Raw genomic sequence first — 14,002 nt, 5'->3', positions numbered from 1 at the left:
CTGATCTGCCCTAAAGGAAATTGTATGCAAATTTATCGTATTTTATCTGCACTCCTGAGCTATCCCCAGGCTGAATTGCAGGCGGCGGTTCCTGAGATACGGCAGGCGCTGGCTGATGAACCGGACAGCCTGGAATCGCTGGAACCATTGCTGGATTATCTGAGCACGACAGCATTGATTCCCTTGCAGGAAAACTATGTCGGCACGTTTGATCGCACACCTTCAGTGGCGTTGCACCTGTTTGAACATATTCACGGCGAGAGCCGTGATCGTGGTCAGGCCATGGTGGATCTGATTGAAGAATATCGTCGCCATGGATTTGAACCGGAAGCGAGCGAGTTACCGGATTATGTTCCTTTGTTCCTGGAATTTTTGAGTCTGGTCAGTGATGAAGAGGCTGAAAAACTTCTGGGTGAAGCAATTCACGTGATTGCGGCCATTGGTGTTCGTCTGCAGCGTCGTGAAAGTCCTTATGCGAATGCATTTTTGATGCTGACGTCGTTTACGGATGTCGTGCCGCAAGAGCAGGGTGAACCGCCAGTACGTGATATGGATGACGCAATGGAAACTTTCGGCCCTGGCGCTGATGGTGTTGAACCTTTGCTGAAACCGAATCTGTCAGGCACGCATCCGGTCAATTTTTATCCTAAGCAGCCCAAAGCGAACGGCGCTACTTCTTGTCAATGAGGAGATACCATCATGACTTATCTACATCAATTTATTTACGGGATTTATCCCTACATCGCGTTGGCTATTTTTCTGTTCGGCAGTCTGGCACGTTTTGAACGGGAACAATACACCTGGAAAAGCGACTCTTCGCAAATGCTGCATACCGGCAACCTGAGAACCGGCAATATTCTGTTTCACCTCGGAATTCTCGGATTGTTTTTCGGCCATCTGGTCGGCTTGCTGACACCGGTCATTGTCTGGGACACGCTGGGAATCACGCACAGCTTTAAACAGATGATTGCGATGGTGGCTGGTGGTATTTTCGGTACCTTATGCATGGTCGGCCTGCTGATTTTGTTGCATCGCCGTTTCTCTGATGCGCGGATTTCTGCTGTGACTAAAACTGGTGACAAAGTATTGTTGCTGTGGATTTTCATTACGCTGGGCTTGGGCTTATCGACGATTTTTGAATCAGCGAATCACAGCGACGGCCACATGATGGTGCTGCTGATGACATGGGCACAGCACATCGTAACTTTCAAGGGTGATGCTGCTGAATTTATCGTTGCCGCGCCATTACTGTTCAAGCTGCATTTGTTCATGGGACTGAGCTTGTTTGTGATTTTCCCTTTCACCCGTCTGGTACACGTCTGGAGCGGCTTTGCTTCTGTGACCTATATCAGCCGCGCATGGCAGCTGGTTCGCCCACGCTGATTTGGAGATTAACATGCCTGTCGTAGTCAATGGTTATGAGTTCACCGATGCGGATATGGAGCGGGAGTTACCTGAACATCAGGATGCTGCCGACCCGGTAAAAAGTGCGATGACGGCACTGGTTCTGCGCCGCATCCTGCTGCAAGAGGCGCAGCAGTCAGGTTTGCAGAATGAAGATGAAGAAGCGCTGATTGACGCCTTGTTGCAACAGGAAGTCAGCGTACCCACACCCGGACGAGATGAGTGTATGCGCCAGTATCAGGCGCACCCGGATCACTTCCGGGTTGGTGAGTTGGCAGAAGCCAGTCATATCCTGTTTCAGGTGACACCAGGTGTGGATCTGGATGCTCTGCGCAAGCACGCCACAGTGGTACTGGAGGATGTGTTGGAAAACCCGACCCAGTTTGGCGAATGTGCAAAGGCCAATTCCAATTGTCCATCAGGCGAAGTCGGCGGTAGCCTGGGGCAGATCGGCCGTGGTGCAACCGTGCCGGAGTTTGAACAGGCATTGTTTGCGGCCGAAGCAGGTCGCATTATTCCTAAGCTGGTCGAGACCCGCTTTGGCCTGCATATCATACAGGTGGGGCGTAAGGTCGAAGGGCAGATGTTGCCGTTTGATAAGGTAGAAAAAGATATTGCGAACGCGATGCATCAGGCCAGTCATGATCATGCGTTGCGCCAGTATCTGCAATTACTGGTAGGGCGCGCACAGATTTCCGGTATCGATATGCAAGGTGCCGACAGTCCTCTGGTGCAGTAAAGCAGGCCGGCATGCGGCCGGCCGCGATTGCAAAAAAATACTAAGGAATGTGTTTGCACATTCCAGGTTACAACTAAGGTGAGAACATGTCTAAAGCAATGAAAGAACTGGTGCGTCAGCATCAGGAGTGTGATGATCAACTGAACCGCTGCGAGGCCGCTTTGCATAAGGGTGATATGGCTTCAGCCGGACGCAATTTCCGTTTGTTCAACGAACAGCTGGACGGGCATTTTACGCTGGAAGAAAACAAACTTTTCCCTGCGCTGGAGCAGGCAACCGGCATGGTGAATGGCCCGACCAGCGTCATGCGTAGCGAGCATGCCGAGATACGCAATCTGCGCGACGAGGCGTATGCAGCGATAGCGGCAAATCAACCCGAAGCCGCGCTGGCAGCAATCGATACCCTGAATGTACTGATTCAGCAGCACAATGTAAAAGAAGAGAATATTTTGTACCCTATGTGTGGCGGCAGTATTCCGGATCTGGAAGATAAACTGGGTATGGGTAGCCCTTGTTGCGGCGCATGTTCTTGCGGCTGATGTGTCGCTGATATATGGCTGATCTTTCTTTGCTGACGGCTGTTTCTCTTTAAAGACAGGATCAGTTTTGTCAGGTGTCAATATTCTCAATTACGAGCTGGCGCCATCGCCAGCGACGATCTTCGGTTGTCTGTTACCGGCACCCTGGCTGGGCTTGGTCGCCGGCTTATTGCTGGCATTCGGCTCCGCTTCAGGTTTGCCGGATCGGTTTGCGCCACTAACGCTGGCCGTCACACATAGTCTGGTGTTGGGAATGCTGATGCCAGTCATGATCGGCGCCTTATTTCAACTGATGCCGGTGGTGGCCGGGCAAACCGTGGCTGCCGCGCGTTATATTTCTTCTTTCGTTGCCATAGGTTCGGCCTTGATCGCGGCTGGTCTGGCCAGCGGATTTTTATCTGGCTATGTTTACGGATTCATGTTTGCAGCGGGTTGTGCCTTTGTCTTATATGGCGCGGTGGTTTGCGCATTGCTGCATACCGCGTGGCGTATCAGCGTGGTGGATGCAACTACCCGTACTTTGCGCTGGACCGGAGTCGCCATCGCCATGGTGGTTGGTATCGGAATTGCGCTCGCAGGTAATTTCGCGGGCTGGTGGAGTATTGATGTTCTCCATTGGCTGAATTTGCATGTGGCTTGGGGTCTGGTTGGTCTGATCGCGACACTGGTGCTTGGCGTTGGTTCGACGACAGTACCTATGTTTTGGCAAAGTACTCGTCCTTCTGCGCGCTGGCAACGGATTGTCCCCGCGGCTTTGTGGATACCTTTAGTGTTGGCGACGCCGGTATTTTTCTGGCAGTGGGCATTGCTTGCTGGCTGCGCGTTCATGCTGATTTTTGCCAGTATCGCATTACGTGCCATCTGGCGGGCGCGGCGAAGATTTGATCCGGCCTGGCAGTTATGGCTGGTGTCAGCCGCCAGTTGGGCGACTGCAGCTTTACTGACCGGGTTGTACAACGCTGGCGACTCTGCTCACAGTCTTCTTGCAGCTTTGCCAGTGTGGCTTATACAGGCATTTCCCTGGTGGATAGGTGTGCTGGTGCTGGTTGGTGGTGCCGTGCTGCCGGTGAATGCGATGATGGGGAAAATTATTCCGTTTCTGGTCTTTCTGCACCTGCGACGACAAACGCCTGCCGGGCGGCGTGTGCCCGCCATGCAGTTGATATTGCCGCCACAGCGCTTGTTATGGCAAGCACGTCTGGTCTTGCTGGCTCTGCTGTTGCTATTGCTGTTGCCGTTGGCACCGATGGCGTTGACAACTTTTGCTGGTCTTGTGTTTGCCGCTTCGCAAGGTTTGCTGGGCACGCTGATGCTGATGACCTTGTTTCGCTATCGTCGCGAATTGCATTCTGTACTTATGCGCACGGAAGCCAATAATATTCTGCATATCCCCCAAAAGAACTAGCGTATTCTGGTCTGGCGGCGAATTGTGCCTGCAGGCGCCTGCATCCACAATGCAGACATGGAAACTCCTGCTCCCGCCACTCCTGCTAACGCCGCCAATACGCTGACCGATCGTTTCGGACGCCGTGTCAATTATTTGCGCCTGTCGGTCACTGATCGTTGCGATCTACGCTGCAGCTATTGCATGCCCAAAGGCTTTTCCGGATTTGAAGAGCCGGAAAACTGGCTGCGTTTTGATGAAATAAGTCGTGTGGTTGCGGCCTTTGCCCGGATGGGGGTTGGCCGGGTCAGGCTGACTGGTGGCGAACCTTTGTTACGCCGTGGATTGCCGCGACTGGTATCGCAATTATCCGAAATTCCCGGTCTTGACGATATTTCTCTTTCGACGAATGCGACACAACTGCATAAACATGCGCAGACGTTGCGTGAAGCCGGTGTGCATCGTATTAATGTCAGTCTGGACAGTCTCGACAAAGCCTGTATGGAAAAAATTACCGGTCGTGACAGCTTTGCCAGCATCATGGCCGGTTTGCAGGCCGGAAAGCAGGCGGGATTTGATCCGATTAAACTCAATATGGTCGTCATGCAGGGTGTGAATGACCATGAAATATTGCGAATGGCACAGTTTTGCTTTGACGAAGGTTTTATTCTTCGGCTGATAGAAGCAATGCCCATGGGCGCGACCGGGCGCAATAGTCAGTATCTCGACATTGGCCCGATACGGGATCAGTTGGTTCAGCACTTTAATTTATTGTCGGCGGCAACCGAGCTGGGTGGTGGCCCTGCACGTTACTGGAGCAGTGCCGATAGCAAGGGAACCATCGGCTTCATTTCTCCTATCAGCCAGCATTTTTGCGCTACGTGCAACCGGGTGCGTTTATCTGTTGATGGCACGCTTTATATGTGCCTTGGACAGGAAGAGCGATTTGAGCTGCGCCCCTTGCTGCGCGCGGGGATCAGCGACAGCGACCTGGATGCGGCGATCCGTACTGCGATAGAATTGAAGCCTGAACGACATGAGTTTATCGAGCAACCGCATAAAATCATTCGTTTCATGTCGCAAACCGGCGGCTAAGATAGATGGAGTAAGGAATGGAAGTACGTAATATTCACCAGTTCATTGAAGGCTTTCAGCGATTCCAAAGTAAGTACTTTAACGGCGACGATCCTTTATATGCAAAACTGAATCATGGTCAGAATCCGACAACATTACTGATCGGTTGCTGTGATTCCAGAGTTGATCCCGCTTTATTGCTGGATTGTGATCCCGGTGATATTTTTGTCGTGAGAAATGTGGCGAATCTGGTGCCGCCTTGCAACGAATCCGAGCATCAGCATGGCGTCAGTGCTGCCATACAATTTGCGGTCGAATCACTGAATGTCAAACGTATCATCGTTATGGGGCATGAAAAATGTGGCGGTATCCGTGCGCTGATGCAGGGCTATCAGCCTAGCCGTAAAATTGATTTCATAGGGCAGTGGATGAGAATTGTTGAACCAGTGAAACAACAGGTGTTGCAACAATTAAATTTGTCGTCCGAGTCTGAACAAAACCGTGCCTGTGAATTAGGTGCGATTATCATGTCGTTGAATAATTTACGTAGTTTTCCGTGGATATCCGAGCGGGAAGCGAGTGGTGAAATTGCTTTGCATGGCTGGTATTTCGATATGAGTAATGGTGCTTTGCTCGCCTATTCGCCACGCTCTGATACTTTTTTACCTATGGTGTGCCCGTTGGGTATCCCTCATCCCGACACACAGCAGAATATCAGCGGATAATGCCGGCTTGTTTTGTGTGAAAGGCCTTGCTTTGTACGATATTTCTACCCACAGGTACCAATGATGAATGCATCGCAAAGTCTGCCGATAGGCAAACGCCTGACATTCCGGATATTACTGACGACACTGATCGGGCTGGCGCTGACGCTGGCCGCGATTGCTTATACCTTGTTGTTGTCCTGGCAGCTGGAAGGCGGTGGGGCCGCAATTAATGAGGCTGGCAGCCTGCGCATGCGTTCTTACCGTCTGGCGATCGAGCTGGAGCAGAGCATAGGGAAGCCACAAGCTGTAAGTAGAGTCGCGCAGTCGCTGGCCGAATATGACCGTACGCTTGCTGATTTGCAGGCGGGCGACGCAAAACGTCCCTTATTCCTGCCGGTCACGGCCAGTATCCGTAAGCAAATGCGGGAGGTGCAGAAAGATTGGCAGCAGCATATCCGTGTCGGCGCACAGAACGTCATGCAGGAAACAGATCCAGTACGACAACAGGCTGTGCTGGCAGAGTATGTACAGAAACTGCCGGATTTTGTGGAAAGCATTAACCAGTTGGTGTCGCTGGTAGAAGTTGAGCTGGCAGAAAAAACAACCTGGTTGCGCTTATGTCAGACTGCCCTGATTTTCATGTCGCTGGCGGCCAGCGTTGCCTTGCTTTATCTCTTATATCTGTGGATAGTCGGACCGGTCACTCGCATGCAGGCGGGTATCGCGCGTATGTCCAAAGATGATCTGAGTGTGCGCCTGCCGATAGAAACTGAAGATGAATTTGGCGTGCTGGCGCAGGCGTTTAACCAGATGGCTGATCGTGTGCAAACAGTGCATCGCACGCTGGAAGACAGAGTTTCTGAAAAGACGGCGAAATTGCAGGCGCAAAATCACGAGATTAGCACGCTGTACGAAACAGCTGGATTTCTGGCGCGGCCAAATGCCATAGAAGAATTGTGTCGTGGATTCCTGCAAAGGATCATGCAAAGAATTCACGCCGATGGCGGTACCGTGCGTATCCTTGACAATAAGAGCGACCATTTGCATATCACTGTGCACGAAGGTATTTCGGAACAGATGATAGAAGAAGAACACTGCATCAAAACCAATGATTGTTTATGTGGTGCGGCTACTCACAGCGGCATTGTGCTGGTCAGGGATTTCCGTCAGTTGAATCAGCAGCGTCGTTATCGTTGCCAGGAAGAGGGCTTTTTCTCCCTGGCGGTCTTTCAGATTCTGGCGCGGGAACAGGTCATCGGCAGCTTCTCTTTGCACTTTACGAGCGAGCGGGTGATTTCCGGTGAAGAGCGCCGTTTGCTGGAAACATTGGGTAAGAACCTCGGATCAGCGATAGAAAACCAGCGCCTGATTGCCAAAGAAAAAGAATTTGCGGTATCGCAGGAGCGTAATCTGCTGGCGCAAGGTTTGCATGACAGTATTGCGCAAGGGCTGAACTTTTTAAATCTGCAGGTGCAGATGCTGGAAGACTCGTTGCGGCGCAATGACGTGGAAGAAATCAAAGATATCGCGCCGCTGCTACGCGCCGGTGTTGAGGAAAGTTACGAAGATGTGCGCGAGTTGTTGCTGAATTTCCGTACTCGCTTGCAAGACAGCAATCTTGAGTCGGAAATGCGCAATGTCGTTAGCAAGTTTCAGCGGCAGACCGGCGTACATGGCGAGATTCAATTCGCTGGCAGCGGCGCACCGTTGGCACCCGAGCAGCAATTGCAGGTACTGTTTATCTTGCAGGAGGCGCTGTCGAATGTGCGTAAGCACGCGCAGGCCAGCACGGTGAAAGTGGTGGTGCAGAACGAGCGTGATTTTTCTCTGACGGTCACCGATGATGGCGCCGGATTTAGTCTGGATCGTGTGCATGAAAAAGGCGATGCCCATGTTGGCTTACGTATCATGCAGGAACGCGCAGAGCGTTTATCTGCCAGCTTCGGTATTCATAGCCAGCCCGGTGCAGGAACGACGATTACCTTGCAATTACCGCGTCAGGAACGGCTCGTTGCCTGAGCCCTGCATTGATCACTTTATATGAAAGCCTGAAAAAATATGCCTATCAAGATTTTGCTGGTGGATGACCACACGCTTTTTCGTAGTGGAATTCGCTTGTTGTTGCAGCGCAATCCTGAATTTGAGATCGTCGGCGAAGCATCAGATGGTCTGGAAGGGGTAAAGCGCGCAAAGCAGTTGCGGCCAGACGTGGTGTTGATGGATCTGAATATGGCCGGTCTTTCCGGACTGGAAGCAATGCAACTGATCGTCGAAGACTTGCCGGATACCGCTGTGCTGATGCTGACGGTGTCTGAGGAAGCGGAAGATCTGACGAAAGCGTTGAAAAATGGCGCACGCGGCTATTTACTGAAAAATATTGAAGCGGATTATCTGACGCAGGCAATCCGGCGTGCGGCCGCTGGTGAACCGGTGATCGCCGAGTCCATGACGGCTAAACTGGTGATGCAATTCCGTACCGGAAATAATCTCAACACCACACCGGAACGCGAGAAACTCACGCCGCGCGAACGTGAAACCATGATCTGCCTCGCACGTGGCGAGAGTAACAAAGAAATCGCCCGTAACCTGAACGTGGCAGAAAGCACTGTGAAAATTCATGTGCAGAATATTCTGAAAAAACTCAGCCTCAGCAGCCGTGTGCAGATCGCCGTATATGCCGTTGAACACGGCCTGGATAAGTCGTAATGCCGCCTGAAAATCCCCGGAGTTGTTGCGCTGCCACATTATTATGCAGCCTTTGGTCGTGTTCCCGGTGGTAATAACGACGACTATTGCCACCAGTATTTCCTGTCACTCTCCCTCTATGTTTCATCAACGGCATTGTCGGATTCGGTAGCCCCGACGGCGTTTCTCCGTCATTCGTCCATGTGCTCTCTCCATTTGCTTTTCGTCTCTAGTTCTCTCGGCGGATAGTCAGCATTTTTCTCTGCTTCTACACTTGATTTCTGTCAAAGGAGCTGGAGAGATAACATGACGAAAATTAATTTGCTTGGTTTGCTGGAAAATCATGCCCTGTTTCGGAATATTTCCGCAGTGGATTTGCATACATTGCAAAGAGAAGTGGTGAAGACTGAATTAGAAAAAAACACGATGCTGTTCCGCAAGGGGGATCAGGCGGATGCTTGTTTCATCGTCGTGTACGGGCTGGTGAAACTCTGTATCCCATCTTCGCAAGGCAACGATAAAGTGTTGGAATTGATCCGCCCCGGTCAGAGTCTGGGGGAGGCGATGATGTTTCTGGATGAGCCGTATCCGTTTTATGCGGAAGCACTGGAAAATACCTTGCTGTTGAAAATCCCACGTCAGGCATTGATGCGTCTGTTAGATCGCTCACCCCTGATTTCACGTCAGATGATGGCAGGCCTGTCTTACCGTCTGCTTGGTTTTATCCGCAATGTTGAGCGCTACTCATTGCAAAATGCGACTCAACGCGTGATTGACTATCTGTTGCAAACGTCTGCGATGCAAAGCACCAACGAAGTCCGGCTGGAATTAAAGAAGCATTTGCTGGCGTCATTGCTGAACCTGTCGCCAGAAACTTTATCGCGGGTATTGCATCAGCTAATGGACGAACAATTGATACGCGTGTGCGGCTCGACCATCCATATCGGTTCGCCAGACGCACTGAAAACCTATCAACACAGCGTTGTTACCCTGCATTGAACGTCAGGCTGTAAGGTGATTGGCGGCGTGGGTTTGACGTCGATGGATGTCTATTGAAATTTTATTGACCCAGGACAATGACCTTGGAAATAATTTTCATTACCATCTTGGGTCATGAATCCTATCGATCTGGTGGCTCCTGCCGGTAGTCTGGTTGCTTTAAAAGCAGCGATAGACAAAGGGGCAAATGCAGTTTATCTCGGCTTACGCAATGCCACGAACGCCCGCAATTTCGGCGGACTCAATTTCGGCGATAGCGATATCCGACAGGGTGTCGCTTATGCCCATAGCCGTGGCCGACAAATTCTATTTGCTATCAATACGTATCCGCAGGCACGCGTGGTCGGTGAATGGCGCGCCGCGATTGATACGGCGGTGCAGATGGGGGCCGACGCCGTGATTCTGGCGGACCCCGGTCTGATGGCGTATGCGCGCGATCGTCATCCTGATCTGCGATTACATTTATCGGTGCAAGGTTCGGCGACAACGCTCGATGCGATTGAACTCATGCGCGAACAGTTTGCGATCAAGCGTGCGGTGTTGCCGCGTGTGCTGACGTTGACCGAGATTGAGAAAATCATTCGGCAGACCACGGTGGAAATTGAAGTCTTTGGTTTTGGCAGCCTGTGCGTCATGGCCGAAGGACGTTGCCTCTTATCCAGTTATGTGACTGGCGACTCGCCGAATAATAAAGGTGTATGTTCGCCTGCCCATGCAGTCAGTTGGGAAGAGAAAGATCGCACGATGTATGCTCGCCTGAGCGGCACGCTGATAGATCGCTATGCGCCTGATGAGGCGGCTGGTTATCCGACTTTGTGTAAAGGCAGATTCGAAGTCGAAGGTGAAATTGATTATGCGCTGGAAGAACCGACCAGTCTGAATGCGATAGGTTTATTGCCGCAACTGATCAATATGGGCGTGGCCGCGATCAAGATTGAAGGCCGTCAACGCAGCCCTAGTTATGTGACGCAAGTGGTCGGTACTTTGCGCGCAGCACTCGATGCAGCGCAACGCGATCCTGAACGTTATTCTGCCCGGCCTGAATGGCAGGCGATGCTGGCGCGTCACGCCGAAGGCGCACAGGTGACGCAAGGTGCGTTTGAGCGTCCCTGGAAATAAGGCAAAACATACCATGACAGCATTAAAAATCTCACTGGCACCGCTTGCCTATTACTGGTCAAAAGAAGAGACCCTGCGTTTTTATGTCGATGCGATGCAATGGCCGGTCGATATTGTGTATCTTGGCGAAGTCACTTGCTCACGCCGGCATTTGATGAAGTTCGATGATTGGCTGGCGGTCGCTACAGAATTACGCAACACAGGCAAAGAAGTTGTGCTCTCCAGTCTGACCTTGATTGATAGCGAAGCGGATCGCCGCAATATGCACCGGCTGGTGGATAAAGCGTCGGAGCAGGGCTTGCTGATAGAGGCGAATGATTTCAGTGCCGTGCGTGCAATGCAGGGCAGACCATTTGTCGCCGGGCCGCATCTGAATGTTTATCACGCTGATACCCTGCGCTGGCTAGCCGGGCTCGGTGCCCGTCGCTTTACACCGCCGATAGAACTAGGACACGAGGATCTGGCAGCGATACAAGCGCAACGTCCGGTTGGCATGGAAACGGAAGTGCAGGTCTGGGGGCGGTTGGCGCTGGCGTTTTCCTCGCGCTGTTTCACCGCGCGCCATCATCGCTTACGCAAAGACAGTTGCGAATTCCGTTGCGAACAATATCCCGACGGATTGCCGCTGGCGACGCGGGACGGTAAGGATTTTCTGACGATTAACGGTATTCAGACGCAGAGTTCGACTTGCCTTGATCTGGGCGCACAGGTACCTGAATTAGCGTCCATGCAGGTCGATATTTTGCGTTTGCAACCGCAGTCGCAAGGCATGGCGGAAGTGGTCGCGGCGTTTGATCGCGCGCGCCAGTCTCTCAGTGCGGCACAAGTCGGCAGTCAGTATCTGCCACCACATGCCCAACGCAGCAATGGCTACTGGCAGGCAAAGCCAGGTATGCAATGGCTGACGGTGGAATAAGTTGCGCTTCGTTATTTCTGAAAGTATGCATGATGGACTTATCACAATTTCGTTTTCCCGCACCGTTTCAGCAATTAGGTAAATGGATGCCGACGCCGCTGGCAACGGCACCGCTGATGCTGGCGCTGGAAATTGCGCGCCGCAAGGAATTGCTGGTGGCGCCCGAGACCCTTTACGGCAAAACCTTTCGCATTCACGTTGAAGACTTGGGTTTGTCGCTGTGTTTTTACTGCGATCAGGGGAAATTCCGGCCCGTCTATAAAAACGCCAGAGAAACCGAAGCGGACGTCAGCCTGTCAGCCAGTTCGGCAGATTTTTTTCAGATGGCGTCCGGCATGGAAGATGCCGATACCCTGTTTTTCCGCCGCCGCCTGCGCATCGAAGGCAATACGGAATTAGGCGTCGCAGTGAAATACTGGATTGATGCCAGCGAGCGCCCAGCGTGGCTGAGCCGGTTTGCGGAGCGATTTTTACGACAGCCGGAAAGCGTCTGATGTCTGCTGAGCCTGCGCCTCTGCCTTTGGTCTACGCCTGTTCCGGCTGTTCCAGTGTGGCGCAGCTCGCAAACACCTGTGCCGTCCGGCTTGACAGGGAAGGGCGGGCGCAGATGTCGTGCATCGCCGGTGTTGGTGGCGGTGTCGCTTCTTTGGTGCGGCTCGCACAATCGGGGCGTCCGGTGCTGGCGTTGGATGGTTGTGCGCTGGCGTGCGTGAAGGCCTGTTTGCAGCAAGCAGGTGTGTGCGCCGACCGCCATCTGATCCTGAATCAGGAAGGCGTACGCAAGCGTTTTCATGCGGATGCTTCAGAGGATGAAACGCAGCTGGCGTGGCAGATAGTGGAACAGGAATTAGCTCAGCTAACACCAGCGATAGCGCAGCCCTCTTGCTAACCGTCGTTGATGAATCGCTGGTAAGTCGCTTATTAGTTCGCTTATTAGTTCGCTTATTAAGTCGCTCATTAAGTCGTTTAGTTAGTGGTTTATATGCATACTCCCCCACATTTTAGAGAAAAACACCTTAATCTCTTTATGAAATAAGGGCTTCAAAACATACTGGGGGGAGTATATTCCCCCGCTTATTTGTCTCAGATCAGTTTATTGTTGCAGAGTTGGCTGCATTGCTGATTTTTCGTTTTACATCCGCAGGATCGTCACTTGCCTGTGATGATTGTTGATGTCTTTTTCACTCATGGTGAACCCTCATGAAACGTCTTGCGATTGCTCCTCACCGTTTGTATTTTTTCCTTGGCGCACTGGCAGCGCTGATTCTGTTTGTCTGGTGGTGGCGGCAAGTGGTGTCGCAGACGATGGCGGTTCCTTTGCACGCACTGGTGATGCCGCTCGGTATATTTCCCTTGTTTATTCTTGGCTTCACTTTTACCGCCGGGCCGCGCTGGTTGTCGGTTGAATCGGCGGATCATTATTTTCTTTTACACGGTGGCACCTATTTTTGCGGCTTGCTGCTCGTTTTAGTTGCAGCGGGCTTAGGCTGGTATCCCTTGCGTACTGCGGGGTTTGTACTGATGCTGGCGGCATGGCTGGCTGTGACCTGGCGCTGGGGGGATTTGATCCGGCGTAGCAAGGCGCTGGATAAAAAGCATCCCGTGTCTATCCTGATCGCGATGCTGGGCGGCATGTCGGCTTTGCTGGCGGCTGTTTTCTGGAGCGCAGGCGACACCGATGCGTGGCAGGTTGCCCGCGAATTTTCTTTTTTCGGTTTTTTGCTGCCGGTTTTTCTGACGGTGAGTCACAGAATGCTGCCCTTTTTCAGCAGCAATGTGCTGAAGCCTTATGTGGCATGGCGGCCATACTGGTTGCTGGGTGTCTGGCTGGGCGGATGCTGGTTGCTGGTACTGGCAGGGATTACCGGCTGGCGTTATCTGGAGGCCTTCAGCGCAGGCGTGCTTAGCCTGAGTTTTGTCGTGACGTCGTGGCGTTGGGGAATTTTCCGTAGCCTGCAAAACCGTATGCTGGCAATGCTGCATTTGTCATTTGCCTGGCTGGCGGTGGTGTTTGGCTTGCAGGCGGCGGGCGCGCTCGGTGTGGCAGTTGGTTCAGCATCCATACACGCACTCGGGCTGGGGTTCATGGGAACCATGCTGGTCGCTTTTGTCAGCCGTGTTTCTTATGGTCACAGCGGCAGACCATTGCAGGTGTCGAACGGCTTGTGGATGGTGTATCTCGGGCTGCATCTGGCTGCCATGCTGCGCATCGTTGCCAGCTTGCTGGTGATACCTTCTTTACTGACGGTCTCGGCCACGGTCTGGTTGTTACTGATTACGATCTGGATCGCCATGATGCTGCCGGTCTATCTGAAAGCGCGCGCAGATGGACAGCCGGGCTGATACTGATACTCATATTGAGGCTGGCGCTGGTTTCGCCAGTGATGATGCAGTGATGATTTGTTGGTGATTCGTTGATGATTCGTTGTTGATTAT

Annotated in this window: 15 protein-coding genes; all 15 read left to right on the top strand. The window is 52.3% G+C overall.

The genetic code is table 11. From position 1 onward, the window contains the following. Positions 1–24: 24 nt before the first annotated feature. A complete protein-coding gene (gene narJ, locus Undi14_RS14580; RefSeq protein WP_190480812.1) occupies positions 25–687 on the top strand; it encodes a nitrate reductase molybdenum cofactor assembly chaperone in 663 nt (220 codons plus the stop codon). A gap of 12 nt (positions 688–699) precedes the next feature. After that, positions 700–1,383, top strand: a complete 684-nt coding sequence (narI, locus tag Undi14_RS14575; RefSeq protein WP_190480811.1) for a respiratory nitrate reductase subunit gamma — start codon at positions 700–702, stop codon at positions 1,381–1,383. A 13-nt stretch (positions 1,384–1,396) separates the two neighbouring features. Beyond that, positions 1,397–2,143, top strand: a complete 747-nt coding sequence (locus Undi14_RS14570) for a peptidylprolyl isomerase (RefSeq protein WP_200181127.1) — start codon at positions 1,397–1,399, stop codon at positions 2,141–2,143. Between the two features lie 86 nt (positions 2,144–2,229). Next, positions 2,230–2,682, top strand: coding sequence for a hemerythrin domain-containing protein (locus Undi14_RS14565; protein WP_186885723.1), 453 nt, complete (start codon positions 2,230–2,232; stop codon positions 2,680–2,682). Positions 2,683–2,749: 67 nt separating this feature from the next. Beyond that, on the top strand, positions 2,750–4,087 hold the full coding sequence (locus Undi14_RS14560; protein WP_200181125.1) for a hypothetical protein: 1,338 nt from the start codon (positions 2,750–2,752) through the stop codon (positions 4,085–4,087). A 57-nt stretch (positions 4,088–4,144) separates the two neighbouring features. Next, positions 4,145–5,161, top strand: a complete 1,017-nt coding sequence (gene moaA / locus Undi14_RS14555) for a GTP 3',8-cyclase MoaA (RefSeq protein WP_200181123.1) — start codon at positions 4,145–4,147, stop codon at positions 5,159–5,161. Positions 5,162–5,178: 17 nt separating this feature from the next. Beyond that, positions 5,179–5,865: a carbonic anhydrase gene (locus Undi14_RS14550; RefSeq protein ID WP_186885726.1), complete on the top strand. Its 687-nt coding sequence runs from the start codon at positions 5,179–5,181 to the stop codon at positions 5,863–5,865. A gap of 60 nt (positions 5,866–5,925) precedes the next feature. After that, entirely contained in the window at positions 5,926–7,866 is a 1,941-nt protein-coding gene (locus tag Undi14_RS14545; RefSeq protein ID WP_200181121.1) for a type IV pili methyl-accepting chemotaxis transducer N-terminal domain-containing protein, read from the top strand. Positions 7,867–7,905: 39 nt separating this feature from the next. Next, positions 7,906–8,553 carry a response regulator transcription factor gene (locus tag Undi14_RS14540; protein ID WP_200181118.1) on the top strand — a complete coding sequence of 216 codons (648 nt, stop codon included), beginning with the start codon at positions 7,906–7,908 and terminating at the stop codon, positions 8,551–8,553. A gap of 285 nt (positions 8,554–8,838) precedes the next feature. Next, positions 8,839–9,531 carry a Crp/Fnr family transcriptional regulator gene (locus Undi14_RS14535; protein WP_200181116.1) on the top strand — a complete coding sequence of 231 codons (693 nt, stop codon included), beginning with the start codon at positions 8,839–8,841 and terminating at the stop codon, positions 9,529–9,531. A 114-nt stretch (positions 9,532–9,645) separates the two neighbouring features. Further along, the gene (locus tag Undi14_RS14530; RefSeq protein WP_200181113.1) at positions 9,646–10,650 is read left to right on the top strand and encodes a peptidase U32 family protein; all 1,005 of its coding nucleotides are present in this window, start codon (positions 9,646–9,648) and stop codon (positions 10,648–10,650) included. A 13-nt stretch (positions 10,651–10,663) separates the two neighbouring features. After that, positions 10,664–11,566 carry a U32 family peptidase gene (locus Undi14_RS14525; protein WP_200181111.1) on the top strand — a complete coding sequence of 301 codons (903 nt, stop codon included), beginning with the start codon at positions 10,664–10,666 and terminating at the stop codon, positions 11,564–11,566. Positions 11,567–11,595: 29 nt separating this feature from the next. Then, positions 11,596–12,060 (top strand): SCP2 domain-containing protein, encoded by a 465-nt coding sequence (locus Undi14_RS14520; RefSeq protein ID WP_234030616.1) that lies wholly within the window; start codon positions 11,596–11,598, stop codon positions 12,058–12,060. Next, a complete protein-coding gene (locus tag Undi14_RS14515; RefSeq protein ID WP_200181109.1) occupies positions 12,060–12,455 on the top strand; it encodes a putative zinc-binding protein in 396 nt (131 codons plus the stop codon). Before Undi14_RS14520 ends, Undi14_RS14515 begins: the two co-directional genes overlap by 1 nt. A 311-nt stretch (positions 12,456–12,766) precedes the next feature. Beyond that, positions 12,767–13,909 carry an NnrS family protein gene (locus tag Undi14_RS14510; protein ID WP_200181107.1) on the top strand — a complete coding sequence of 381 codons (1,143 nt, stop codon included), beginning with the start codon at positions 12,767–12,769 and terminating at the stop codon, positions 13,907–13,909. Positions 13,910–14,002: the final 93 nt, after the last annotated feature.

Source organism: Undibacterium sp. 14-3-2 (genome assembly GCF_016595265.1).
Lineage (GTDB): Bacteria > Pseudomonadota > Gammaproteobacteria > Burkholderiales > Burkholderiaceae_D > Undibacterium > Undibacterium aquatile.
Note: the sequence above shows the minus strand (reverse complement) of the source record. Positions and strands in the feature narration are given on the sequence as shown.